The organism is Flavobacterium silvisoli (assembly GCF_004329815.1).
GTDB lineage: Bacteria > Bacteroidota > Bacteroidia > Flavobacteriales > Flavobacteriaceae > Flavobacterium > Flavobacterium silvisoli.
Genome location: NZ_SJPE01000009.1, coordinates 76,650 through 101,040 on the forward strand (window position 1 = coordinate 76,650; position 24,391 = coordinate 101,040).

Sequence of the window (24,391 nt, forward strand, 5' to 3'; positions counted from 1 at the left end):
TTGAAGAGCCATTTATTTAATCGGTATTTTTATGAAAAAAACACTACTGTACTTAGTTCTATTTTTGGGATGTTTTACTGCCAACGCACAGTTTGATTGTGCTACTGATGCTGTCCCAATTATCGAGAACGGACTCGTATCTACCCCCAATACCATAGATGGGATTTACGCCGCAGGTTGTTTCAGCGATACAGTTGACAGCAACGGGGATCCCTTGTATGGAATATGGTATACCTTTACTCCCAATGCCAACGGAGAGGTGACCATCACCTCTAATTTACCACAGAACGTAATTCCGAACAGTACCGATACCCGGCTTAGTGTTTTTACCGGTAGCTGTTCCAATCTGATTTGTTATAAAAGCAATGACGATACCTCGAACACGGTCTATTTATCAACGCTTACTTTTCCGGTGTTGTCGGGGGTAACTTATTTCATTCAATGGGACAGTTATTTTGATAATTCGGGCTTTGATTTCAATTTTACTTACACCCCTGTAAGTTGTTTAAAAGTTTATACGGTGAATGCCCCGACAAATTTGACGGACACCACCGCTACCTTGCATTGGGAAGCTTCGTTGAGTAATCCTTCACAATATGAAATTGAATACGGAGTAGCCGGATTTACACCCGGTACCGGAACGGTAGTGTCTTCGGGTACGAATTCGGTTATTTTAGCAGGTTTAGAAGCCGGAACCATTTACGATTATTACATCAGAAGTGGGTGTGATGATACTAATTTCAGTGCTTGGACACCGGTAAACAAATTAATCATGGCAAAAGGATGTCCGTATTACAGTGGTTTTGACACCGATGAGCAGTTTGCGGGCTGGACTTCGAGTGGCAACGGAAACGGAGCATACGGTTTAGGTACCTTATCCTCTCAATCACAGTCGCCTACTAAATTCTGGATTTTTAATACCGGAACTACCGGTGATATGGACAATTGGCTGTTTACCCCGCCTTTGTTTTTACAAGCGGGTGAAGCCGTTACAGTATCCTTTTGGACCCGTTGTCTGACTTCCAGAAATTTGAGGCTAACCGTTGGCTCTGATAATACGGCAGCAGCACAGAACACAGTAGTTTGGTCAAATTCTAATTTAATAAATAACACCTACACCCAAGTTTCGGCTCCGGTTTGGACAGCGCCTCAAAGCGGAGTTTATTATTTTGCTTTTAATGATAAAACAGCGGCGGCGGCCACTGCCACTCTTCGTTTGGATACTGTTAATTTTTCTTCTACTATGCTTGCCACTAATGGTCATGCTTTGACCAATGCGGTGGTTTATCCTAATCCGACTCATGAGGTATTTACGGTCTTGTCGCAAAGCAGTGTAGCAATTGAAAACATTGAAATAATTGATTTAAACGGAAGAATTGTTAAAGTATTTACCCCTTCAGAGCAACAACAACAGTTTTCAGCATCTGATTTGGCTAAAGGAATCTATATTTTGAAAATAAGCAGTAGAGAAGGGAAGACTACATGTAAAATGGTTAAAGATTAGCTGAAAGACTGTAAGAAGGAGTAGCCAATTTTTAGATTATTTTAAGGTTATTCGTATTAACTCAAGTCATTTTTTTTAAAAGATAAATCATTTTACCTTTTAGTAGTTTATAACAAGGTTAATTGGTAAAAAGTTATCTAAATTTCTTTTATATTTAAAGAAGTTTATTAAATTTGACCTTTAAATCAAAAAAAATATAATTTTATGAAAAAACTATTACTTTCATGTTTTATGTTTGTTGTAGGTGTTAGCGCGTATTCTCAGGCAACTTGTGCCACTGCGGTTAACATTACAGCAAACGGGACTTTCACTTGTCCTACACTTACGGGTACTTATGTTGCATCTTGTTTGGCAAGTACAACAGGTATCAAAGCGATGTGGTGGAAATATACCCCTGCTTCTAATGGAGAGATGACAATTTCATCTAATTTAGCTGCCAACCCAGTTGCTACTACTGATACCAGAATTTCAGTTATGAAAGGAACTTGTGCTGCTTTGACTTGTGTAGATTCAAATGATGACGTTAATGAAGCTACTCAGGATTACAGATCTTCTATTACTGTTCCGGTAGCTGCAGGTACTACTTACTACATTCAGTGGGACAGCAGATGGTCAACAGCCGGTTTCCAATTCTCATTTAACTTTACAGCAGCTTCTTGTATCCGTCCGGGTGCAGCTGATTTCTACTTACCGGATAGTTACACAACAAACTCTGCCAGTTTATATTGGAACAATGCCATCGGAGCTCCGTCATCGTACGACGTAGACTGGAGTATCAATAATACTGATGCTGCCGGTACAGGTACTATAGTTAACGTTCCAGCCGGTACTACAACTTACACGCAAGCAGATTTATCAGGTTTGCCGGATTCATTGAACTTCAGATATTTTGTAAGATCCAACTGTGGAGCTACTCAAAGTGCTTGGCAAGGTCCTTACTACGGATATTTAGCAGTGCCACTTCCTTACTTCAATGATTTTGAAGATGATACTAAAAATTATACTGACGGATTTATTGGATTCACACCAATTTATACATCAGCTACTTCAACCCCGGCTAATTATGCTGACGGTGGAGCAGGTACATCAATGTATACAGCTAACAGTACTACCGCTGTTTCTAACAGATGGGCCTATTCAAGAGCATTAGCATTGTCTGCAGGAGAGGAAGTTACAGTAAACTTCAAAACCCGTTTGTATGCTACGGCTACACCTGCTAACATGACTATGAATGTAACTGTAGGTGCAGATCAAATCGCTTCTGCTCAGACTACTGTAATTGCAAATATCACAGCTTCTTCTGCCGCTGCTTATGAAGATCAAACAGCTACTTGGACAGCTCCTGCTGACGGTATCTACTACATTGGATTTAACAATAATTCACCAGCCGGTGCACAAACATTTATGTTCTTCGATACTTTGGATATTTCTTCTGTATTGTCAACAAAAAGCTTCTTAGCTTCTAAATTGAATGTATATCCAAATCCATCAAGCAACATTGTTAATGTTTCTAACGATGTAAATGCAATCATCAGCACTATTGAAATGACAGATTTGAATGGTAGAGTTGTTAAAACTCAAAACATCAACGCTACTAACGGTCAGGTTTCAATTGCTGACTTAGCAACAGGTGTTTACATGATGAGAATCAAAACAGACCAAGGTTCTGCAGTTAAAAAAGTGGTAAGACAATAATTTATCCCTTTTTAGATATAGAAAAACGACTAAGGAAACTTAGTCGTTTTTTTATGTTAAAAATTTAGTTTTGTTTTCAGTGTCGGGTAAGATACAAGAGGTCTTTTGACCATACCATTTGTATCTGTTTTTGGCCACGTAATCGTAAAGGGTATTGAGGAGCCCTTTGGGCAAAATTGAAAATACTCCGAATAAAATATAAATCCCTCCCAGTTCTTGCGCTATTCTTAAAACCGCCTGCGACTTCAGGTAATAGGCTTTTCCGGGCTCGTACAGAACAAGGCTGTCAGTCTTTGTGGTGTCGACCCCAATGTGTGTCGTGATTTTTTTTCCTAAATCGGATTGTAAAGAAACAAAGCGGAATACATCTTTTTTGTCGCGCTTAATGATAGACTGAACGGCTTTATCGCAAAGTAGACAAACTCCATCAAAGAGAATTATTTTTTTATCTTTTGGTAGTTCTTCCATTGTCATGAGGGATTACTTTGCCTGTACAAATTCTAAAGTGTCCAAACTTACCGTAGAAGTAAAAATTCCATAGTTGACCACTGCCTTGTTTTTTTCAATTTTATCAATAGTCCCTACTGATTTTCCATCTGTCATGCGAACCCGATCGCCAACTTTTAAAACTACTTTTGGTTTTTCGGCCTCCTGTTTTTGGGCTTTGGCTTTCTTTTCTTTTTTGACCTTTCGGATTTCTTCTACTTTTATTTTGACTTCTTCAATGACTTTTTTCTGAATGATCTCTTTCTCTTTTTTCTCTTTGACAGTGGCTTTTTTACGCTTAGAATTTTCGATTTCCACCATTTTTAAGAATTCGCCGATTAATGCTTTTTTGTCTTTGTTGTTGAAATACTTCTCCGAAATATCATCTAATTTTTGTCCCATATAAATCAGGCGTTGATTGGCATCGTACAGTTCCTGATAGCGTTCCAGTTTTTCCTGTATTTTTTCGTTGATGGTTTCCATTCTTTTGCTTTCCTCTCGGGCTTTGCTTTCTTCTTCTTTCAGAATTTGAGAGGTTTTTTCCAATTTGGAGCGCTCTTTTTGCAGGGTAGCAATTGTTTTGTCAAAACGCACTTTACCACCTTCAATTTTCTTCTTGGCTCTGTTGATTAATCCGTAAGGGATTCCGTTTTTTTGTGCCACCTCAAAGGTGAAAGAACTACCGGCCTGACCTAGAATTAGTTTGTACATCGGTTCGAGTGACTTTTCGTCAAAAAGCATGTTGGCATTGCTGGCACATGGGAGTTCATTGGCCAAAATTTTCAAGTTAGAATAATGGGTCGTGATGATGCCAAAAGCTTCGCGATGGTAAAACTCTTCCAGAAATGTTTCTGCCAGGGCTCCGCCCAACTCGGGATCTGAACCGGTACCGAATTCATCAATCAGGAATAAGGTTTTGGCATTGCATTTCTTTAAAAAATAATTCATGTTTTTCAATCGATAACTATAGGTGCTCAGGTGATTTTCTATCGATTGATTATCGCCAATATCGGTCAGTATCCTATCGAACAGAAATGTCTCACTGCGCTCGTGTACCGGTATCAGGATACCTGATTGCAGCATGAGTTGTAACAAGCCTACGGTTTTTAACGAAATTGTTTTTCCGCCGGCATTGGGTCCCGAAATGACTATAATCCGGTTTTGATTGCTGAGCTCTATGGTTTGCGGAAATGTTTTTTCTTTCTTTTCGCTATTGTTTAAAAACAGGATAGGATGAAAGGCATCTCTGAAATATAACCGTTTTTCTTCGATGATATTGGGTAAAATGGCGTTTATTTTATGTGCATATTTGGCTTTTGCCGCCACTACATCCACATCACTTAGAAAATCCTGATACTGTTTGAGCAAGTCGGTGTACGGTCTTATTTCGTTGGAGAGTTTCTTTAGGATTCGGGTTATCTCCTCGCGTTCTTCGTATTCCAGATTATTTAATTCACGCGAATAGCGCAATGTTGCCTCGGGTTCTATATAGGCAATGCTTCCGGTTTTGGAACTGCCCAGAATACTCCCTTTTACTTTTCTTCGATACATAGCCAAAACCGCTAACACCCTTCGGTTTTCAACGATGCTTTCTTTTATTTCATCCAAATATCCCAGCCCGTTGTACTGACTCAAAGCCTGCCCGAAACTTTGGTTGACTTTACCTCGCACCAAATTCATGTCGCGACGGATGTTAATCAAATCAGGAGAGGCATTGTCTTTTATTTCGCCGTATTTATCGATTACCTCGTCAATTTTTTGGATGAGGAATTTGGTGTATTCCACTTGGTTCGCCCTGGCGTTCAATTTGGGATAATAATCCGCAAATTTTTTCAGGAACAACAGCAATACATTTACCGTCTCCGAAAGAGTGGCTATTTTTCTGAAACTGCCTACTTCTAAAAAGCTGTCTTCAATTGCCAGAAATTTGATGTCGTTGGTAATGGAATCGAAACCGTGGTTAGGAATAGCATTGTTGTTGGTAAAGGATGAAAGGTATTCAGAAGTTTGCAACAGCACTTCCATCAACTGTTCTTTGTTCTTAAAAGGCGTTATTTCCAACGCTTTTTGTTTGCCTATTTCAGTATTGCATCGGTCTGAAATGGTTTGCAAAACGGTATTGAACTCTAAATCCTGTAGTGTTTTATCTGTAATCGAAATCATTAAATCGCTGTCTTTGGTTCAAAGTTACAAAGGATAAAATCCATATTGCAAGAGAAAATGTTATTTTTGATAAAATTTCAGTTATGTTCGTCAAAATTGATTCTTCTTGGCGCCAAGTGCTTTCGGCAGAGTTTGAAAAGCCCTATTTTGAAGCGCTCACCGCTTTTGTGAAAAATGAATATGCTACGAAGACTTGTTTCCCGAAAGACAGCCAAATTTTTTCGGCTTTCGATCATTGTAGTTTTGATGAAGTCAAAGTGGTGATTATAGGACAGGATCCGTATCACGGTTTGGGGCAGGCTAACGGGTTATGCTTTTCGGTGAATGACGGGGTGGCTTTTCCGCCTTCGTTGATTAATATTTTCAAAGAAATTCAAGCCGATTTGCAAAAGGATTTTCCGCTGAGCGGTAATTTAGAGCGATGGGCCGATCAGGGTGTTTTATTGCTCAATGCCACCTTAACGGTAAGGCAGGGAGAAGCCGGGAGCCACCAAAACAAAGGATGGGAAACTTTTACGGATGCGGTTATTCAGAAAATCTCAGATGAAAAAGAGCATGTTGTATTCCTGTTGTGGGGCGGTTTCGCCAAAAAGAAAGGAGCAAAAATAGATCGTCATAAGCATCATGTACTCGAAACAGGGCATCCGTCTCCGTTGAGTGCCAATCGCGGATTGTGGTTTGGAAACAAACATTTCAGCAAAACTAACGTTTATCTAGAAAGTTTAGGAAAGACCGGAATTGACTGGTAAAAAAAAATCCATAGCTGCGGACTATGGATTTTTCTGAAATTACTTCGAAGGTTTAATTCACCGTAAAATTGTAATATCCTTCACTGTCTATTCCTGCCAATAATGAATTGATTTTTATAGTCAAACGTTTGGCCGGACTTAAAGAGCGAATTTCAACTTCGGTAGTTGAATCGCTATTGTACCCATAGCTCAGGCGGTACGTTCCCGCGCTCAGTAACGGAAAACCAACATTGTATTCGTAAGTTTCATCGGTGCTGTTATAAACGCAAATTCCGTTGACGAATGAACCGTTTTCTGCCTGTCCTTTTACAACATCCAACAAATTATTATTTACAAAAACCGTTTCCCAAGTAGCAGCAGCAACTTGTTTTTCGATGACATACGAAAAAGTAAAGGCAGTAGCACCGGTCGTTTTATATAAGTCGAGTAGCTTACCGTTTTCATCCTGATATCGCGAAAAATCAGCCGTTACATATAATTTTTCACCTACCGTGTAGTTTGAAGTGTGGGGTGCTATGCTTACCAGGTGTGGCACATTAACATAAACGGTGCTGTAAAATCCGTCATCATTGGTGTCACAGTTAGACAATAGTAACGCCACAGCGACCAGCAATATGTATTTTATTTTTTTCATGCGTTGTATTATTAAAAGCGATAACCTAAATTAAGACCTACTCTTGAAATTACGTCGGGACTTTTGGCTTTGTTGGTGAGGTTGGAACCAAATCCTACTAAGAATTCCAGGGCAATACTGTCTTTGAAATACATTTTGTAACCTAAACTGCCTCCCAAAGCAAAATCGGTATATTTTGTTTTTTGAGTGGTATAATAACCGATGCCGTTTTCGTCTTCAAGTCGGATGATTTCTTTGTAATCGCCTCCGTTATAGGAACCGAATAGTTCGGCAAAATAATATCTTGATTTACTTTTGGAAAGAGCGTACCGAACGTAAGGATTGAATTCGAATTTGGGAAGGTTGTTACGGTAACCGTTGTCAAAATCATCGTTGAGCTTGGAACTGTTGGAAAAGTTGATGTTGAATCCGGTTGAAAAATCTCCGTCAAAAAAGCGCTCATAACTCAGGCTGGCTTTAGAGTAAACAACAGCCGAAAGTACGTCTGCGCGAAACTCATTCTTTTTACCGGCTATGACTGAATTTTGTTGTGCCTGCGACAACAGTGAAAACAACAGTACAAGGCTGAATAGTTTTTTCATTAAAATCTGGTTTATTTTAAACGAATATAAGAAATAAAACTATTGCCGGTTATTAATTCCGTTGAAGAATTTAATCTAGGGTAAGGGCTCCCAGTATTTCTTCGTGCATGAATGGCCCTCCCGGATATTTGGCGGTATAGTCAAGATTTAACCAAATTTTTCCCCGCTCATCAATGTGGTAGTGGATTTTTTTTCCTTTACTTTCCACCGGAAACAATATTTTTTTAATGGCATAGTTGATACGCTCCAAGTCTTTTTTAGTACCGATATACAATTCCGGATAGATGTGTCCTTTGGTGTGAATCAGTCTGGTTGTACCGCCAATTGATTTGATGCAGGCAGCCATCAAAACGGAATGGTCATCACAATCGCCTGAGAGGTATTTTAGCGATTCGGTGGCTTTGGCGATGTAATCGTGTCCTTTAGGGTCGCTGACGTAATTCCAGCGGCTGTTGATTTCTTTAAAAATGGCAAAGGATTGTATAAGAGTCCAATCGTCATTATAGCCCTTGATGTGTTTGAAATGCTTGTTGATGGCCATGATGGCAAAGTCGCGTACTCTAGGGTTTTGGTATTCTACTGCACTCAGAATTTTTGATTTATTCGGAAAAGGCAATAATTTGGAAATGATGATGTCTTGCGGATAGGGGTCATCGTTCATGGTGTAAATCATAGAGCGATAGTCTTCAAATACCGTTTGAAAACCATAATCGCCAAATAAAGTCCCCTTGATTAGAAAAATGAAGTAGAGAATGACCGATATTAAGGTAATTCTTCTCATGGCTCTCAAAATCAATTGAAATACTATGAGGATGAGAATGAAGAGGAGAATCCTGTCGATGTGGTGTGCCCAATCGAGGGTAATCAGGTTTTGGTGGGCTATGATGAAAACCGGTATGGTAATCAGGATATTCAGTACAAAAATGATAATCAAATCCCACGGACTTTTTATCCTGAATTTTTCTTTCAGTTGCTGATAAGTAAGCTTTCCTAATGTTATCATAGTACTGATAATAAAAGCTAAACGGCCTTTACTATTTCAGCAAAAGTACCTTTTTTATCGATAATTTTCAGGTCAAACAACTGATTTTGAATTTTGTTTAACACATTTTCCTGCAGTGGTTTTTGCGACCATTGTGTTACGGATAACCATTCCTGAATGTCTTCGGTTTTTTGATGGTATTTAGAGGCTAAAGTCTTATCAATGCTCGGGATGTTTTTAAAATCGGCTGTAGTGGTATTGATAATCTCAAGTAGTAATGCAACGGTTTGAAAATGCTCTTTCAGGAATTCGTTTCGAACGGCTATTACAAAACAAGGCCACGGTGTAGGGCAATCGGCTATGCGACGGAAAACACCTTTGTCTACGAGAGGCTTAGTCATAAAACGCTCCCACATAAAGTAATCGGCTGTGCCTTTTGTGAGGGCTTCAACCGCTCCGTCTATGGTATTTACAATTTCAAATTGCAGTTTTTGGGTATCCCATTTTTGATTTTGGGCATTGACATAGGTCATCAGATGCGAGCCCGAACCGTAACGTGAAATTGCCACTTTGGTGTTTTCCAAATCGGCTAATGTTTCGTAATCTGAACCAGCTCCCACGTGAATTCCCCATATCAGGGGGCTTTCTACATATACCTGAACGATAGTGCTGGGATTGCCTCCAATGATGTCTTTTACGATGCCTTCGGTCAGAATGACTGCTATATCTGTTTGATTGTCTCGTAACATTTGGCACATTTTTCCGGTACCTTCGGGTACATCGGTCCATTGCAAGTTGATGCCGGCTTTTTCAAATTCGCCTCCTTCGATACTGAGGTGCCACGGTAAATTGAAATGTTCGGGAACGCCAGCTATTCGTACTGTTTTCATTTTATACTGAATTTATAGTAGCTATATAGTGTTGTTTGGCAATTCGTACCAATAATAGGTTATGCCGTCATCGGTATATTGATTTTTTTGCTGCATGCCCAGTTTTTGTAAAATGCGGTTGGAACCGGTGTTGTCAACGTGTACCATAGCATACAAAGTGGGGATTTTCATTTCCTGAAGCGCATAAGTAACCCAAGCTTGTGCCGCTTCAAAAGCATAGCCATTTCCCCAGTGCTTTTCCTGAAGACGATAGCCAATGTCATAAAAGTTGACATGGTTGTTTTCTTCTTCGGTGATGAATTTTAGTCCGGCCCAGCCGATTACTTCTTGGCTGTTTTTCAGTTCAACAACAAAACGACCGATGCCATTTTGGAGGTATTGATTTCGAATGCTCTCGATATAGGCCAAGCACTGTTCGATAGCAGTCACAGGTTTATTACCCAAGTATAAATGTACGTTGGGGTTGCTGTCTAAGGCAAACATGGCTTGGGCATCTGAAAATTCAAACGGCCTTAAGAGTAATCGCGGTGTTTCTAATTGTAAGTTCATCTTTTTTTTAGCCCCGATAGCAGTGGAAATCCTTTGTTCTGAACTTGTTTCAGAACAAAGATTGCAACGTATAGCGGGTAACAGCTCCTAAATATTTATTCTGCTAATTTATCTAATGCATAAGCAATCAAAGCATCTACGGCTTTGTATGGGTCTTCGCTGAAAGTTCCGGTGGCTCTGTTGGCAATAATGGCGTTGAGCGACAGACACTCGTGTCCTAATAATTTGCCCAAGCCGTAAATAGCTCCCGTTTCCATTTCCAGGTTGGTCATTTTGATGCCTTGGTATTCGAAACTGTCCATCTTAGCGTTCAGTTCAGGGTCCTGAATTTCCAAGCGCAATACGCGACCTTGTGGTCCGTAAAATCCGCCGGCTGTACCGGTAAATCCTTTAAAAATTTGGTCGCTTTCGATTCTTTTTTCTAGAGCTTCCGAACACTTGATTACGTAAGGACGTCCTTTTCTCATATCCCAATTGGTTTGTGTGATGAAGGCATCTTCCATGTCTTTTTCAGAAATGTCATCAATCAAATAGGAGCGAAGCATGTTGTCTAATCCCAATCCGTATTTACTCATTACCATGCTGTCACACGGGATGTCTGCTTGTAAGGAGCCTGAAGTTCCGATGCGGACAATGTTTAATGAGGTCAGTTTCTCTTTTGGTTTACGGGTAGCCAGGTCGATGTTGACTAAGGCGTCCAATTCGTTCATAACGATATCAATATTGTCGGGTCCAATTCCGGTTGACATTACCGTCATTCTTTTGCCTTTGAAATATCCGGTTTGCGTTTTGAATTCGCGTTTTTGGGTAGAGAATTCGATGCTGTCAAAGAATTGCGTAATTTTTTCTACTCTGTTTTGATCGCCGACAAAGATGATGTCGTGAGCAATATGTTCGGGTTTTAGGTTTAAGTGATAGACGCTTCCGTCAGGGTTTAAAATTAATTCAGATGATTGTATCATGATTGTAATGTGTTTATTCGTTTTGAGTATATTGTTTTATGATTAGCCGCCAACGCGTTTGGTTTTAAACCCTTTGGTGGTCAGGATGTTCATTATTTTATCGCGGTAATCTCCTTGTATGATGATGGCTCCGTCTTTAAAAGTACCGCCAACACTGAGTTTGGTTTTTATTTCTTTGGCCAAAACTTTAAAATCTTCATCGCTGCCTTCATAACCTTCAATAATGGTAATGGGCTTGCCTTTTCGTTTTTCGTACTTGCAAATCACAGGTTCTTTTTGAATGAAGAGTTCGTGATTCTCAACAGCAGTTTCTTCCGGCTCGTTTGCGGGCTCATGATCGGGGAAGAGTTTCTTTAGTTGTTCCTGTAAATCCATATAGTGTCTTTGAAATTCCAAAAAACAAATTCCAAATCCCAACAATTACATTGGAATTTGGAATTTAAGTATTTGACTTTCCTTGTTTACTTTTTAAGTCCTAATTCTACCAATCGTTCGTCAAGGTATTCTCCGGCAGTAATGTCTTCAAATCCTTTCGGATGGTCGGCGTCAATGCACTTTTCCAAACAGTTCAAAGGCATGTCGCTCACCGGGTGCATGAAGAACGGAATGGAGTAACGAGAAGTACCCCACAATTCTCTCGGCGGATTGACTACCTGATGAATAGTGGACTTCAGTTTGTTATTGGTGTGACGCGAAAGCATATCGCCCACATTAATCATCAACTCGTCAGGTTGTGCCATGGCATCAATCCATTCGCCGTCGTGATTTTGCACTTGTAATCCTTTCCCTTGTGCTCCCATTAAAAGAGTAATCAGGTTGATATCGCCGTGGGCGGCAGCACGAACGGCTCCGTCTTTAGGTTCATCAGTGATGGGCGGATAGTGAATAGGTCTTAGGATACTGTTACCGTCTTTGATGTAGTTATCAAAATAAAATTCATCCAAACCAATGTACAATGCTAAAGCTCTTAAGACATAAACACCTGTTTTTTCAAGCATTCTGTAGGCTTCTTTACCCACTTCGTTAAAGCGTGGTAACTCTGCAACTTCTACATTGTCAGGATACTCATGAGCATACTTTGATCCTTCGCTAACGTACTGGCCAAAATGCCAAAATTCTTTCAAGTCACCGGCTGAACGTCCTTTGGCATGTTCTTTACCAAAAGAAACATAACCACGCTGTCCGCCAATGCCCGGAATTTCATATTTTGCTTTGGTTTCAAGGGGTAGTGAAAAGAAGTTGCGCACTTCTGCATACAAGTCCTCTACCAATTTGTCATCTAAAAAATGACCTTTTAACGCTACGAAGCCGATATCTTCATAAGCTCTTCCGATTTCATTTACAAATTTTTGTTTACGTGCCGGATCATCCGACAGGAAATCACGTAAGTCAACACTTGGAATTTGTTGCATACTAAAACTTTTTTGTTAATAACTCCGATTGGAAATCGCCAACCATAACTACAAATGTAACGAATATTTAAATATAAAAAACCAAAGTTATCAACAATAAAAGCCTCTTAATATTGAATTTTAACTAGTCTGGTTTGGACTAAATTGTTTACTTTTGGGCGACTTTTAAAAAGAATACATCAGATGAATTTTGACAGAAAAGAATTATCCAATAGCCAGTTGTTAGATCTGTATCGGAGGCTGCTTAAGCCCAGATTAATAGAAGAAAAAATGTTGATTTTGCTGCGTCAGGGAAAAGTATCTAAATGGTTTTCCGGAATTGGACAGGAAGCTATATCCGTAGGGATTACCGCTGCCTTGGATAAAGACGAATACATTTTGCCGATGCACCGCAACTTGGGTGTGTTTACAAGCAGGGACATTCCGTTGCACCGCTTGTTTTCACAATGGCAGGGAAAGAAATCAGGATTTACTAAAGGGCGCGACCGTTCGTTTCATTTTGGTACACAGGAGTTTAAAATCATTGGGATGATATCGCATTTGGGACCTCAAATGGGGGTTGCCGATGGTATTGCATTGGCCAATAAATTAAAAAAGAACGGCAAAGTTACGGCGGTATTTACCGGAGAAGGGGCAACTTCCGAAGGCGATTTTCACGAAGCTTTGAATATTGCTTCGGTATGGGATTTGCCGGTTTTGTTTGTCATCGAAAATAACGGTTATGGTTTGTCAACGCCTACCAATGAGCAATACCGATGCGAAAACCTGGCCGACAAAGGGAAAGGGTATGGCATGGAAAGTCACATTATTGATGGTAACAATATTTTGGAAGTTTTTACTAAAATAGCGGAATTGAAAGCTTCAATGATTGAGAATCCGCGTCCGGTTTTGCTGGAATTTAAAACGTTCCGTATGCGTGGACATGAAGAGGCGAGCGGAACCAAATACGTGCCACAGGAATTGATGGATATGTGGGCCATTAAAGATCCGATTTCAAATTACAGAAACTACTTGTTGCAAATAAGTGTGCTGTCTGAGGAGGAGGACGAAAAAATGAAAGCAGCCATCAAAGCGGAAATCGATGAACATTGGGCAATTACTCAGGCCGAACCCGAGTGTGAAGCCAATTTAGCCGAAGAGCTCGATGATATGTATGCTCCTTATGATTTTGAAGTATTTAATCCTTCAGCTGATGTGCAAAACATAAGAGTAATTGATGCCATTTCTTCGGCATTGCGCCAATCTATGGAACGCCACGAAAACCTGGTCATTATGGGACAGGATATAGCCGAGTATGGCGGAGCTTTTAAAATAACGGATGGCTTTGTAGCTCAATTTGGTAAAGACAGAGTACGCAATACGCCTATTTGTGAGAGTGCCGTAGTATCTGCTGCAAACGGGTTATCTATTAACGGACACAAAGCGGTTGTTGAAATGCAGTTTGCTGATTTCGTGTCGACCGGCTTTAATCCGATAGTTAACTTATTGGCTAAACAACACTATCGTTGGAATGAAAAATCCGATGTAGTGGTGCGTATGCCTTGTGGTGGAGGAACTCAGGCAGGACCATTCCATTCGCAAACCAACGAAGCTTGGTTTACCAAAACACCGGGATTGAAAGTTGTTTATCCGGCTTTTCCGTATGATGCCAAAGGATTGCTCAATACGGCGATTAACGATCCGAATCCGGTAATGTATTTTGAGCACAAACAACTGTACCGTAGCGTTTACCAAGATGTACCGACTGATTATTACACGATTCCGTTTGGTAAAGCTGCTCTTTTGAAAGAAGGAAATCAGGTGACTATTATTTCCTTCGGCGCAGGAGTTCACTGGGCTTTAGAGACTTTGGCTAAACATTCTGACATCGATGCTGATTTGATTGATTTGCGCAGTTTACAGCCGCTGGATACAGAAACAATTTTTGCTTCGGTTAAGAAAACCAATAAAGTGATTATTTTACAGGAAGATACTTTGTTTGGAGGTATCAGTAGCGATATTTCAGCTTTGATTACAGAACATTGTTTTGAGCATTTGGATGCGCCGGTACGCCGGGTGGGTAGTTTGGAAACGGCTATTCCTTTTGTGAAAACATTAGAAGATCAATATCTGCCAAAACAACGCTTTGAAAGCACTTTGTTGGAGTTAATGGCTTACTAGATTTTTATAAAAAAAGGCGCTGATTGAAGCGCCTTTTTCATTTGTTTTACTTTTTCTTTTTAGAATCGATGACTGCACCGGTTCCGGCACCAACGGCAGCACCTGCCAAGCCTCCAATAACCGCACCTTCACCTTTCTTTTTTGAAACCACAGCTCCTGTAACAGCACCTACTCCGGCACCGATGAGTGCTCCTTTGGCAGTATTGCTCATGCCTTTTTTCTTAGGAGTTTCAGCAGTACTGCTTTGTGCTGCCTGACGTTGTTTCGCTTCTTCTTGAGCCATCACGGTTTTCATGGAATCAATAGCTCTTTGTTTTTCCATTACCAGTTTCATAGAATCAACAGTAGCCTGTTTGGCTTTTTCCTGAGCAGCCTTTTCGGCGGCTACATCTTTACAGGATACTGCTATTAAAACCAGAACCATCAATAAGACTATTTTTTTCATGACGGTATAAATTATAAGTTAATACGTTAAAGTTATAAAATATATTATTGATTACAAAATGCCCAATTTTTAATTTAGCTTTTACTGTTTTAACAGTTTTTTATACTGTACGGAATTACCTTCCTGATTGCTGACTTTGATTTGTAAAATATAACTGCCGGCAGCAATAGTGGTATCAATATTTAAATTGATTTCATTTTGACCAAAGTTTACCTCTTGTTTTTGAGTCTGGTAAACTATTTTACCTGTAATATCTATTATTGAAAAAGTTACAATTGAATTGTGTAGTAAATAGAATGATGTGGTAATGTTTTTTGAAAATGGATTAGGGAAGACGGTCAGATTTGTAAATTGACTGCTTGGATTTGCAGTGCCTAAATCGGGATTGCAAACACTTGGTCCGATTGTACATACCCAATTGTTTTCAATAGTACAAGTATCATCGCATCCGTCTCCATTTACCAAATTGCCATCATCACACTGTTCAGGAGCTGTCACATCTCCGTTTCCACAAGCTGTTGCTCTTAAAACTTCTATAATACAAGTAGCAGAACAACCGTCGCCATTGACTTGATTTCCATCATCGCATTGTTCTCCGGCATTTACAACACCGTCACCACAAATACTTGTTGGAGCTTCGATAATACAAGTAGCGGAACAACCGTCGCCATTGACTTGATTTCCATCATCGCATTGTTCTCCGGCATTTACAACACCGTCACCACAAATACTTATTGGAGCTTCGACAGTACAAGTAGCGGAACAACCGTCGCCATTGACTTGATTTCCATCATCGCATTGTTCTCCGGCATTTACAACACCGTCACCACAAATGCTTGTTGGAGCTTCGATAGTACAAGTAGCGGAACAACCGTCGCCATTGACTTGATTTCCATCATCGCATTGTTCTCCGGCATTTACAACACCGTCACCACAAATACTTATTGGAGCTTCGACAGTACAAGTAGCGGAACAACCGTCGCCATTGACTTGATTTCCATCATCGCATTGTTCTCCGGCATTTACAACACCGTCACCACAAATGCTTGTTGGAGCTTCGATAGTACAAGTAGCAGAACAACCGTCGCCATTGACTTGATTTCCATCATCACATTGTTCTCCGGCATTGATAATACCATTGCCACAAACCACGATAGGAATGCAATTGCTTTGGCCTGTGCATGTATAACCGGATTCAGTTTGACAAGTGTTACTACAACCGTCACCATTATTCATATTCCCATCATCACATTGTTCAGGATTCTGTACTATACCATCACCACAGACTGACATTCCCTGAGTGACATGATTTTGCCCCGCTGATTTATAATTTAAATTTAAAAAAGTACTTAGTCTGTTGATAGAACCAAATCCTTTGAGTTGTTTGATGTCATAACTGTTAGAAGCGCAGATCAATATGGCTGGTACTGTACTTATTTTGTACAATGCCGCTATTTCTTTGCCCTGAATACTTTGGATATTAACCAAGTTCACATTATAATTTTGTTTTATCAAAGTTTGAAAAGCAACATCTTTTTCGATACTTGTTTTCATTCCCTCACAATATGGACAATCAGGTCGATAAAAAAATAAAGCGGTAGCTTTTGACTTGTCAGGACTGTTTTGTATACAGTTCAAAAAATTTTCCTGTGCCAAAAGTGTGGCAGAAAAAAACAAAAACGTAATTAGTAAGGTAATTTTTTTCATAAATTGTTTTTTTTGGATTTAGAGATTAATACTTTAGTTCTTGGCTTATAATTAATGTGCTGTTATGGATGAGTTTTTGGATCGGAAAAATTAATTAAAGTAAATTTACTAATTTTAATAGTTTGTTTTAAAGTATTTAAAATAGTTACTTACAAGTTATTAATAACCGTTAGGTGTAATTATTTGAAGTAAAATAAATGGATTAGATATTGGTAAATATTTTGAAATTCAGTGTTTTGGAGTAATGAAATAACCAATATCTATGTCAAATGGAGTAAAAAAATTAGAGCTTTAGAAGTTATAAGTTCTTTGAGTTGCAGATTGGAAAATAAGTACGGCGATTGGAAGAAGATAAAAATGTCAGAATCAATTCAATTAGGTTTAGTTCAAACTGTTTATGTTAAATTAGAATAGCCTAAAAGAGTAAATCAAAAAGATTATAGATCGTAAACTTATATTTTTTAAAAATCAAATCACTTAATTAGCCCCAACTGGTTAAGGTATAAAAAAAGTATCCAAAAGTGATGAATGGTCTTACTCACGAACTAACTTTTAAACTATAATACTTCCGCAATTATCTATTAGCAATTGACTTGTTAGTTAGAGGTTTAACTTTAGTTGGTTTACTGGTTTTTACACCATTGGTCCAATATTCTTTACCAAAAACAGAACCGTCTTTCTTTTTGAAAATGAAAGCACCTTCTTTCTTATCCTGACGGAATTCGCCCTGCTGGTATATTTTGGCATCATCATAATACTCTATATAAGGTCCTTCTTTTACATTGTTTTTGTAGTGAACTACATAATTTACATTTCCATTGTCGTAGTAATACGTTCTTTTACCTTCCAATTTTGAATCGTATAAATCTAAACTATAAGAAATCAAACTGTTTTTGTGGGTGAATTTATTATAATAGACATGGATATAACGGTCTTTTATAATATAGGGACGAATCTTGTAAATCGCTGCGTTTTCTTTAGTGGTTACTTTGTAATCACAATCATACCAGATGGTGTCGGTTGAAACCGTATACCTGTTTTTGCCAATCATCAAAGCAGAGAGCAGCAAAAAAAAGAACAGAGCTAATTTTTTCATATAGTAGGATATTAGTAATTAAGCGATTACTAAACTAGTATATTTTATTAACAAAATTTAAAAAAATGTTAATAAAGTACCTTTTTTTGTAAAAAATATCTTTTTAAAACAAATGGAAACGCAATTAAAAGTGTATTATCTTACATGTAAATAAGCATTTCACATAAAAAAAACCACCTGATACTATCAGATGGTCTTTCCAACAATTAACTTAACTAAAATTTAGAAACAATATCCATTTTCCGCTACTAATCGGGCGGTGATGGTTTCTCTTAAGCCTACAATGTTAGGCATGTTGGTATATTTGGTGAAACGGCGTAATCCCATCAGCATCATGCGCTGTTCATCGCCTTCCGAAAATGAAATGATGCTTTCTTTTCCTTTTAGGGTGATGATGTCAACGGCTTTGTACAGGTACAATTTAGCCATTGCAATTTGCTCTTTTGCGTTTTCTTCGCCTTGTTTTTTTGCCAATTTTTCGGTTCTTAATATGGTACTTTCAGCCATGTAAATTTCAATCAGCATATCTGCTGCTGCCATTAGGAGTTGCTGATGAGCGTCTAAATCCATTCCGAATTTTTGAACAGCGGCTCCGGCTACCATTAAAAAGGCTTTTTTCAGTTTGGCTATCATTTCTTTTTCTTCCGAAAACAATTCAGAGTAATCGGGAGTTTCAAATGACGGAATTCCCATGAGTTCTTCCTGTACTTTCATGGCCGGGCCCAACAAATCGACATGACCTTTCATGGCTTTTTTAATCAGCATTCCTACAGAGAGCATACGGTTGATTTCATTCGTACCTTCATAAATTCTCGAGATGCGGGCATCACGCCAGGCACTTTCCATCGGTGTGTCTTCTGAGAATCCCATACCGCCCAATATTTGAATTCCTTCATCGGCACAATTTTGAACATCTTCAGAAACGGCTACTTTCAGTATAGAACATTCGATGGCAAATTCCTCAACTCCTTTTAACTCAGCTTCCTGATGGGTAGCTCCTTCGGCTTCGCGTAATTTGATTCGGGTTTCTATGTCTTTGGCAGCGCGGTATGTAGCACTTTCACCGGCATAGGCTGAGGTAGCCATTTCGGCCAATTTATAACGAATGGCTCCAAAATTAGAGATGGGTACATTAAACTGTATACGTTCGTTGGCATAATGAACAGCATTGGTGGTTACTCTTCTTTGCGCATCCAGACAAGCCGCAGCCAATTTGATTCGACCCACATTAAGAGCATTCATGGCAATTTTGAATCCTTCGCCGCGACCGGCCAGCATGTTTTCTACCGGAACTTTAGTTTCGTTGAAAAAGACCTGTCGGGTTGAAGAAGCACGAATTCCGAGTTTGTGTTCTTCTTCATTCATCGTTATACCATTGTTCGGATCATTTTCGACAATAAATCCGGTGATGTTTTTGTCGTCTTCAATGCGGGCAAAAACAATAAACAGAGAGCAGAATCCGGCGTTGGAAATCCACATTTTACCTCCTGTGATTTTGTAATGCGTTCCGTCTTCAGACAGTACCGCTTTGGTTTTACCCGAGTTAGCATCAGAGCCGGCTCCGGGCTCAGTCAGACAGTAGGCTCCGAACCATTCTCCGGAAGCCAATTTCGGTACGTATTTTTGTTTTTGAGCTTCGGTTCCGTATAAAGTAATAGGCATGGTACCTATACCGGTATGAGCTCCGAAAGCTGTAGAGAACGAACCTGTAGCTCCTGAGATGTAATCGCATACCAAGCAAGTGTCAACGAATCCCATACCCATACCACCGTAAGCCTCGGGAACGGCCACACTGAGGAAGCCCATTTCTCCCGCTTTTTTCATGCATTCTTCCGTAAAGGCATAGTCTTTATTTTCAAAGCGGTTTTTGTTGGGCCATATTTCTTTGTCTACGAATTCTTTAACCGAATCGCGCATCATGATTTGTTCTTCCGAAAAATCTTCCGGAGTGAAAATGTCTTCACATTTTGTTTCTTTTACGAGGAATTGTCCTCCGCGGGTGATATCGCTCATAGTTTTATGTTTTTTTGAGAAAAGAAGCAAGAAGCAAGAAAAAAGATTAGTCATTCAATTTACTGATGAAACCAGCAATCATTTTTTGAAATTCGATAATCTTGTTCTCAATTTCTAACATTTTTTCATCGGTTATATATTTATTTTGATTTGCTATTAATAATTGGGTTTGTAGTTCGAATGAAGATCCCAAACTGATATTCAAAAAGTGTTTAAAATGATTGTTTTCTCTATTTGACCCTTCTGCAATATTTGAAGGCATGGAAACAGCTGCTCTATTCATTTGACTAGCCAAACCATAAACTTCATTCTTTGGGAAATCAAGACATGTTTTATGAATATCTGATGCGATTTCCATCGATATAATCCAGATTTTAAGATTTTTAAAGTTATGTTTCATGTCTTGCTTCTTGCTTCTTTTCTCTTTTTTCTACAATAGTTCGTAAATTCCTGCCGCTCCCTGTCCGGTTCCTACACACATGGATACGATGCCGTATTTGTCACCCCGTCTTTTCATTTCGTCAAACAGCTGAACCGAAAGTTTGGCTCCGGTGCATCCCAGAGGATGACCCAAGGCAATAGCACCTCCATTTACATTTATGATATCAGGATTCAGACCCAATTCGCGTATTACGGCCAGAGATTGTGAGGCAAAGGCTTCGTTCAATTCGATCAGATTGATGTCATTTAATTTTAATCCGGCTTGTTGTAATGCTTTCGGGATGGCTTTTACCGGCCCAATTCCCATGATTCTCGGTTCTACGCCAGCTGCGGCATAGCTTACCATTCGGGCAATAGGAGTGAGATTCAGTTCTTTTACCAGTTCCTCGCTCATGATTAGCACAAAGGCAGCCCCGTCACTTGTTTGTGATGAGTTACCGGCTGTGACACTTCCACCGGCTGCAAATACAGGTTTTAAACCGGCTAATGCTTCTGTTGATGTGCCTGCTCTGGGGCCTTCGTCTTTGGTTACGGTATAGGATTTAGTTTCTTTTTTACCCTTTTCATTGATGAAAGTTTGCTCAACAGTGATTGGGACAATTTGTCGGTCAAACTTACCATCGGCTTGTGCCTGAAGGGCTTTTTTGTGGGAATTGAAGGCGAAGATATCCTGATCTTCACGCGATACGTTGAATTGTTTTGCCACTGCTTCTGCAGTCAATCCCATTCCCCAGTAATAATCTTCGTGTCCTTCGGCAGCCACTCTGTAATCGGGAGTAGGTTTGTAGCCGCCCATAGGGATAAAACTCATACTCTCGGCGCCACCGGCAATAATACAATCGGCCATGCCGTTTTGAATTTTAGCTGTGGCCATGGCGATGGTTTCTAATCCGGAGGCACAATACCGGTTTACGGTTACTCCGGGAACATCGGTAACTTTTAATCCCATTAATGAAATTAATCGAGCTACGTTTAATCCTTGCTCGGCTTCGGGCATGGCGTTGCCTACTATGACATCATCTATGCGGGTTTTGTCAAAATCAGGCAGTTCATTCATCATGAACTGTATGGTTTCTGCTGCTAACTCATCGGGACGTTTAAAACGGAACACGCCTTTAGGAGCTTTTCCCACCGCGGTTCTGTATGCTTTTACTATGTATGCTGTTTTCATAATTTTTATTTTGAGATGATAGACTGAGAGATAATAGATTGATAGACTTATTGTCTCTTCTCTCTTTGTCTATTATCTATTATCTAATTTCTCAATGGTTTTCCTTTGGTCAACATATATTGTATTCTCTCCAACGTTTTTCTTTCGGTACAGAGCGACAGGAATGCCTCGCGTTCTATATCGAGTAAGTATTGTTCTGATACCATTGATGGTTCGGACAAATCACCACCGGCCATTACATAGGCCAGTTTGTTAGCAATTTTCTGGTCGTGCTCTGATATGTATTGACCGGCTACCATTTGGTCTGTTCCTACCAAGAACATACCCAGGGCTTGTTTCCCTAAAACTTTCACATCCTTTCTGCGGATGGGTTGGGTATATCCTTGTTCGGCCATTTGCAGGGCTACTTGTTTGGCCACAGCAATTTGACGGTCTTTATTTACCACAACAATATCTTTTCCTTTTTGTAAAATTCCGGTATCAAAAGCTTCGTATGCCGAAGTGGATACTTTGGCCATGGCAACAGCGAGGAAATATTCCTGAAGCACATTCAGTTCGACGTCGTTCTTATGAAACAAATCGGAAGCGCGTAAGGCCATTTCCTTAGACCCTCCGCCACCCGGAATAACCCCTACACCGAATTCGACTAAACCGATATAACTTTCAGCAGCTGCTACTACGCGATCGGCATGAAGAGTCATTTCGCAGCCACCACCCAAGGTCATCCCGTGAGGAGCTACGACTACAGGTATAGCCGAATACCTAACACGCATCATGGTATCCTGGAACATTTTGATGGCCATGTTCAATTCGTCGTATTCCTGTTCGACAGCCATCATGAAAATCATTCCAATATTGGCACCGACGGAGAAGTTAGCTGCCTGATTCCCGATGACCAATCCGTTGTATTCTTTTTCGGCTAAATCAATAGCTTTGTTGATGCCGGCTAGGACATCTCCGCCAATGGTGTTCATTTTTGACTGGAATTCAAGGTTTAGAATGCCGTCACCCAAATCGTGTATCACTGTTCCGCTGTTGCTCCAAACCTTTTTGCTTTCGCGAATGTTATTCAGAATAATGAAACTATCCTGTCCGGGAACTTTGGTTTGCGATTTGGTTTGGATGTTGTAATAATAGGTAGCACCTTCTTTTACGGTGTAAAAACTGTTGCTTCCGGTGGCAAACATTTCGTTGACCCAGGCAGCCGGTTGATAGCCTTCGGCCTGCATGAGTTCTATTCCTTTGGCAACACCTATAGCGTCCCATATTTCAAACGGACCGTTTTCCCAGCCAAATCCGGCTTTCATGGCATCGTCAATTTTATAGAAATCATCGGTTATTTCAGGAACGCGGTTGGAACAGTAGGCAAACATGGCAGCGAAATTTTTTCTGTAGAAATCACCCGCTTTATCTTTGCCTTTTACTAAAATTTTGAATCGGTCTATTGGTTTATCAATGGTTTTGGTCAATTCTAAGGTAGCAAAAGAGGCTTTTTTGGCTGCGCGGTATTCCATAGTCTCTAAATCCAATGACAATATGTCTTTGCCTACTTTTTTATAAAAACCCTGACCGGTTTTGCTGCCCAGCCATTTGTTTTCCATCATTTTGGTAATGAAGTCGGGAAGTTTGAATAAATTGTGTGCTTCATCATTGGGACAGCCTTCATATAAACCATTGGCTACATGAACCAAAGTGTCCAAACCAACAACATCTACGGTTCTGAATGTGGCCGATTTTGGTCGACCGATGACAGCTCCTGTTAGTTTGTCGACTTCTTCAATGGTCAGTCCCATTTCTTTGACCAAATGAAATAAGCTCTGGATGCCGAAAATTCCGATGCGGTTTCCTATGAATGCCGGGGTGTCTTTGGCTACAACCGAAGTTTTTCCCAGATACTGTGAGCCGTAATTGGTTAAGAAATCCAATACTTCGGCAGTAGTTTGAGGTCCCGGGATGATTTCAAATAATTTAAGATAACGGGCCGGATTGAAGAAATGCGTTCCGCAAAAATGCTTTTGAAAATCTTCGCTTCTGCCTTCGTTCATAAACTTAATGGGGATACCGGAGGTGTTTGAAGTAACCAAAGTTCCGGGTTTACGGTATTTGTCGATTTGTTCAAATACTAATTTCTTGATGTCTAAACGCTCTACAACCACTTCAATAATCCAATCGTAATCTGCAATTTTGGCCATGTCGTCAGTCGTGTTTCCGGTAGTGATACGGGAGGCAAATTTCTGACTGTAAATAGGAGAAGGGTTTGATTTTAAAGCATTGGCAAGATGGTCATTTACCACCCGATTGCGCACCTCTTTACTCTCGAGGGTCAATCCTTTTTTTTCTTCTGCTTCGGTCAGTGTATTGGGAATAATATCCAACAACAAAACTTCTACACCAATGTTGGCAAAATGACAGGCGATGCCGGAGCCCATGATGCCCGAACCTACTACAGCCACTTTTTTGATAATTCGTTTCATTTTGTGTTTTTTAGAGGAAAGAAGCAAGAAGCAAGAAAAAAGACTAATTGTCTAATTTACTGATGAAACCAGTAATTGTTTTTTTAAAATTCAATAATCTTATTTTCTATTTCACTTGCTTTTTCTTCGGTTATATAACTATTTTGATTTGCTATTAATAATTGTGTTTGTAATTCAGAAGAGGTGTCCAATTTGGAACTCTAATCCTAATTCTGTATATGTGAGCTGCTATTTCTATTGAAATCAACCTTATTTTCAATGCTTTTAAAGTTATGTT

General features: G+C 39.7%; 21 protein-coding genes. 4 read left to right on the forward strand and 17 right to left on the reverse strand.

Annotated elements, in window-relative coordinates; all coding sequences use genetic code 11:
• The first annotated feature begins 31 nt into the window (after nt 1–31).
• Both EZL74_RS08680 and EZL74_RS08685 read left to right on the forward strand, forming a co-directional pair.
• Complete coding sequence (locus EZL74_RS08680; RefSeq protein WP_131476219.1) at nt 32–1,504, forward strand: T9SS-dependent choice-of-anchor J family protein; 1,473 nt, start codon at nt 32–34, stop codon at nt 1,502–1,504.
• A gap of 204 nt (nt 1,505–1,708) precedes the next feature.
• Nucleotides 1,709–3,199, forward strand: a complete 1,491-nt coding sequence (locus EZL74_RS08685) for a T9SS type A sorting domain-containing protein (protein ID WP_131476220.1) — start codon at nt 1,709–1,711, stop codon at nt 3,197–3,199.
• A gap of 51 nt (nt 3,200–3,250) precedes the next feature.
• Here the strand turns inward: EZL74_RS08685 and EZL74_RS08690 are convergent, their stop codons facing one another.
• A complete protein-coding gene (locus EZL74_RS08690; protein ID WP_131476221.1) occupies nt 3,251–3,667 on the reverse strand; it encodes a thiol-disulfide oxidoreductase DCC family protein in 417 nt (138 codons plus the stop codon).
• 12 nt (nt 3,668–3,679) lie between these two features.
• Nucleotides 3,680–5,848: an endonuclease MutS2 gene (locus EZL74_RS08695; RefSeq protein WP_131476222.1), complete on the reverse strand. Its 2,169-nt coding sequence runs from the start codon at nt 5,846–5,848 to the stop codon at nt 3,680–3,682.
• A gap of 83 nt (nt 5,849–5,931) precedes the next feature.
• On the opposite strand from EZL74_RS08695, the gene EZL74_RS08700 reads away from it, so the two are divergent.
• Nucleotides 5,932–6,597: a uracil-DNA glycosylase gene (locus tag EZL74_RS08700; protein WP_131476223.1), complete on the forward strand. Its 666-nt coding sequence runs from the start codon at nt 5,932–5,934 to the stop codon at nt 6,595–6,597.
• A 52-nt stretch (nt 6,598–6,649) separates the two neighbouring features.
• Here the strand turns inward: EZL74_RS08700 and EZL74_RS08705 are convergent, their stop codons facing one another.
• From EZL74_RS08705 to EZL74_RS08740, 8 genes are all read right to left on the reverse strand, one after another.
• A complete protein-coding gene (locus EZL74_RS08705; protein WP_131476224.1) occupies nt 6,650–7,231 on the reverse strand; it encodes a hypothetical protein in 582 nt (193 codons plus the stop codon).
• Nucleotides 7,232–7,242: 11 nt separating this feature from the next.
• On the reverse strand, nt 7,243–7,812 hold the full coding sequence (locus EZL74_RS08710; RefSeq protein ID WP_131476225.1) for a DUF3575 domain-containing protein: 570 nt from the start codon (nt 7,810–7,812) through the stop codon (nt 7,243–7,245).
• 70 nt (nt 7,813–7,882) lie between these two features.
• Entirely contained in the window at nt 7,883–8,815 is a 933-nt protein-coding gene (locus EZL74_RS08715; RefSeq protein WP_131476226.1) for a transglutaminase, read from the reverse strand.
• Between the two features lie 17 nt (nt 8,816–8,832).
• Entirely contained in the window at nt 8,833–9,684 is an 852-nt protein-coding gene (locus EZL74_RS08720) for a substrate-binding domain-containing protein (RefSeq protein WP_131476227.1), read from the reverse strand.
• Nucleotides 9,685–9,705: 21 nt separating this feature from the next.
• Entirely contained in the window at nt 9,706–10,233 is a 528-nt protein-coding gene (locus EZL74_RS08725) for a GNAT family N-acetyltransferase (protein WP_131476228.1), read from the reverse strand.
• 95 nt (nt 10,234–10,328) lie between these two features.
• Nucleotides 10,329–11,195, reverse strand: a complete 867-nt coding sequence (locus EZL74_RS08730) for a nucleoside phosphorylase (protein ID WP_131476229.1) — start codon at nt 11,193–11,195, stop codon at nt 10,329–10,331.
• 42 nt (nt 11,196–11,237) lie between these two features.
• A complete protein-coding gene (locus EZL74_RS08735) occupies nt 11,238–11,570 on the reverse strand; it encodes a translation initiation factor (protein ID WP_131476230.1) in 333 nt (110 codons plus the stop codon).
• A gap of 86 nt (nt 11,571–11,656) precedes the next feature.
• Nucleotides 11,657–12,607 carry an isopenicillin N synthase family dioxygenase gene (locus tag EZL74_RS08740; protein WP_131476231.1) on the reverse strand — a complete coding sequence of 317 codons (951 nt, stop codon included), beginning with the start codon at nt 12,605–12,607 and terminating at the stop codon, nt 11,657–11,659.
• A 183-nt stretch (nt 12,608–12,790) separates the two neighbouring features.
• On the opposite strand from EZL74_RS08740, the gene EZL74_RS08745 reads away from it, so the two are divergent.
• Entirely contained in the window at nt 12,791–14,767 is a 1,977-nt protein-coding gene (locus EZL74_RS08745; protein WP_131476232.1) for an alpha-ketoacid dehydrogenase subunit alpha/beta, read from the forward strand.
• Nucleotides 14,768–14,813: 46 nt separating this feature from the next.
• Here the strand turns inward: EZL74_RS08745 and EZL74_RS08750 are convergent, their stop codons facing one another.
• The 7 genes from EZL74_RS08750 to EZL74_RS08780 form a co-directional block, all read right to left on the reverse strand.
• Entirely contained in the window at nt 14,814–15,212 is a 399-nt protein-coding gene (locus EZL74_RS08750; RefSeq protein ID WP_131476233.1) for a glycine zipper family protein, read from the reverse strand.
• A gap of 81 nt (nt 15,213–15,293) precedes the next feature.
• Nucleotides 15,294–16,919 (reverse strand): DUF4215 domain-containing protein, encoded by a 1,626-nt coding sequence (locus EZL74_RS08755; protein ID WP_131476234.1) that lies wholly within the window; start codon nt 16,917–16,919, stop codon nt 15,294–15,296.
• 574 nt (nt 16,920–17,493) lie between these two features.
• The gene (locus tag EZL74_RS08760) at nt 17,494–18,015 is read right to left on the reverse strand and encodes a toxin-antitoxin system YwqK family antitoxin (protein ID WP_131476235.1); all 522 of its coding nucleotides are present in this window, start codon (nt 18,013–18,015) and stop codon (nt 17,494–17,496) included.
• Nucleotides 18,016–18,237: 222 nt separating this feature from the next.
• On the reverse strand, nt 18,238–20,028 hold the full coding sequence (locus tag EZL74_RS08765) for an acyl-CoA dehydrogenase family protein (protein ID WP_131476236.1): 1,791 nt from the start codon (nt 20,026–20,028) through the stop codon (nt 18,238–18,240).
• 46 nt (nt 20,029–20,074) lie between these two features.
• Nucleotides 20,075–20,428, reverse strand: a complete 354-nt coding sequence (locus tag EZL74_RS08770) for a four helix bundle protein (protein ID WP_131476237.1) — start codon at nt 20,426–20,428, stop codon at nt 20,075–20,077.
• Nucleotides 20,429–20,458: 30 nt separating this feature from the next.
• Nucleotides 20,459–21,640, reverse strand: coding sequence for an acetyl-CoA C-acyltransferase (locus EZL74_RS08775; RefSeq protein ID WP_131476238.1), 1,182 nt, complete (start codon nt 21,638–21,640; stop codon nt 20,459–20,461).
• 83 nt (nt 21,641–21,723) lie between these two features.
• Complete coding sequence (locus EZL74_RS08780) at nt 21,724–24,114, reverse strand: 3-hydroxyacyl-CoA dehydrogenase/enoyl-CoA hydratase family protein (protein WP_131476239.1); 2,391 nt, start codon at nt 24,112–24,114, stop codon at nt 21,724–21,726.
• Between the last annotated feature and the right edge of the window lie 277 nt (nt 24,115–24,391).

Excerpts from the sequence above, each read along its gene's own strand:
- EZL74_RS08680 (WP_131476219.1), top strand. The coding sequence starts at position 32 with ATGAAAAAAACACTACTGTACTTAGTTCTATTTTTGGGATGTTTTACT.
- EZL74_RS08685 (WP_131476220.1), top strand. The coding sequence starts at position 1,709 with ATGAAAAAACTATTACTTTCATGTTTTATGTTTGTTGTAGGTGTTAGC.
- EZL74_RS08690 (WP_131476221.1), bottom strand. The coding sequence starts at position 3,667 with ATGGAAGAACTACCAAAAGATAAAAAAATAATTCTCTTTGATGGAGTT.
- EZL74_RS08695 (WP_131476222.1), bottom strand. The coding sequence starts at position 5,848 with ATGATTTCGATTACAGATAAAACACTACAGGATTTAGAGTTCAATACC.
- EZL74_RS08700 (WP_131476223.1), top strand. The coding sequence starts at position 5,932 with ATGTTCGTCAAAATTGATTCTTCTTGGCGCCAAGTGCTTTCGGCAGAG.
- EZL74_RS08705 (WP_131476224.1), bottom strand. The coding sequence starts at position 7,231 with ATGAAAAAAATAAAATACATATTGCTGGTCGCTGTGGCGTTACTATTG.
- EZL74_RS08710 (WP_131476225.1), bottom strand. The coding sequence starts at position 7,812 with ATGAAAAAACTATTCAGCCTTGTACTGTTGTTTTCACTGTTGTCGCAG.
- EZL74_RS08715 (WP_131476226.1), bottom strand. The coding sequence starts at position 8,815 with ATGATAACATTAGGAAAGCTTACTTATCAGCAACTGAAAGAAAAATTC.
- EZL74_RS08720 (WP_131476227.1), bottom strand. The coding sequence starts at position 9,684 with ATGAAAACAGTACGAATAGCTGGCGTTCCCGAACATTTCAATTTACCG.
- EZL74_RS08725 (WP_131476228.1), bottom strand. The coding sequence starts at position 10,233 with ATGAACTTACAATTAGAAACACCGCGATTACTCTTAAGGCCGTTTGAA.
- EZL74_RS08730 (WP_131476229.1), bottom strand. The coding sequence starts at position 11,195 with ATGATACAATCATCTGAATTAATTTTAAACCCTGACGGAAGCGTCTAT.
- EZL74_RS08735 (WP_131476230.1), bottom strand. The coding sequence starts at position 11,570 with ATGGATTTACAGGAACAACTAAAGAAACTCTTCCCCGATCATGAGCCC.
- EZL74_RS08740 (WP_131476231.1), bottom strand. The coding sequence starts at position 12,607 with ATGCAACAAATTCCAAGTGTTGACTTACGTGATTTCCTGTCGGATGAT.
- EZL74_RS08745 (WP_131476232.1), top strand. The coding sequence starts at position 12,791 with ATGAATTTTGACAGAAAAGAATTATCCAATAGCCAGTTGTTAGATCTG.
- EZL74_RS08750 (WP_131476233.1), bottom strand. The coding sequence starts at position 15,212 with ATGAAAAAAATAGTCTTATTGATGGTTCTGGTTTTAATAGCAGTATCC.
- EZL74_RS08755 (WP_131476234.1), bottom strand. The coding sequence starts at position 16,919 with ATGAAAAAAATTACCTTACTAATTACGTTTTTGTTTTTTTCTGCCACA.
- EZL74_RS08760 (WP_131476235.1), bottom strand. The coding sequence starts at position 18,015 with ATGAAAAAATTAGCTCTGTTCTTTTTTTTGCTGCTCTCTGCTTTGATG.
- EZL74_RS08765 (WP_131476236.1), bottom strand. The coding sequence starts at position 20,028 with ATGAGCGATATCACCCGCGGAGGACAATTCCTCGTAAAAGAAACAAAA.
- EZL74_RS08770 (WP_131476237.1), bottom strand. The coding sequence starts at position 20,428 with ATGAAACATAACTTTAAAAATCTTAAAATCTGGATTATATCGATGGAA.
- EZL74_RS08775 (WP_131476238.1), bottom strand. The coding sequence starts at position 21,640 with ATGAAAACAGCATACATAGTAAAAGCATACAGAACCGCGGTGGGAAAA.
- EZL74_RS08780 (WP_131476239.1), bottom strand. The coding sequence starts at position 24,114 with ATGAAACGAATTATCAAAAAAGTGGCTGTAGTAGGTTCGGGCATCATG.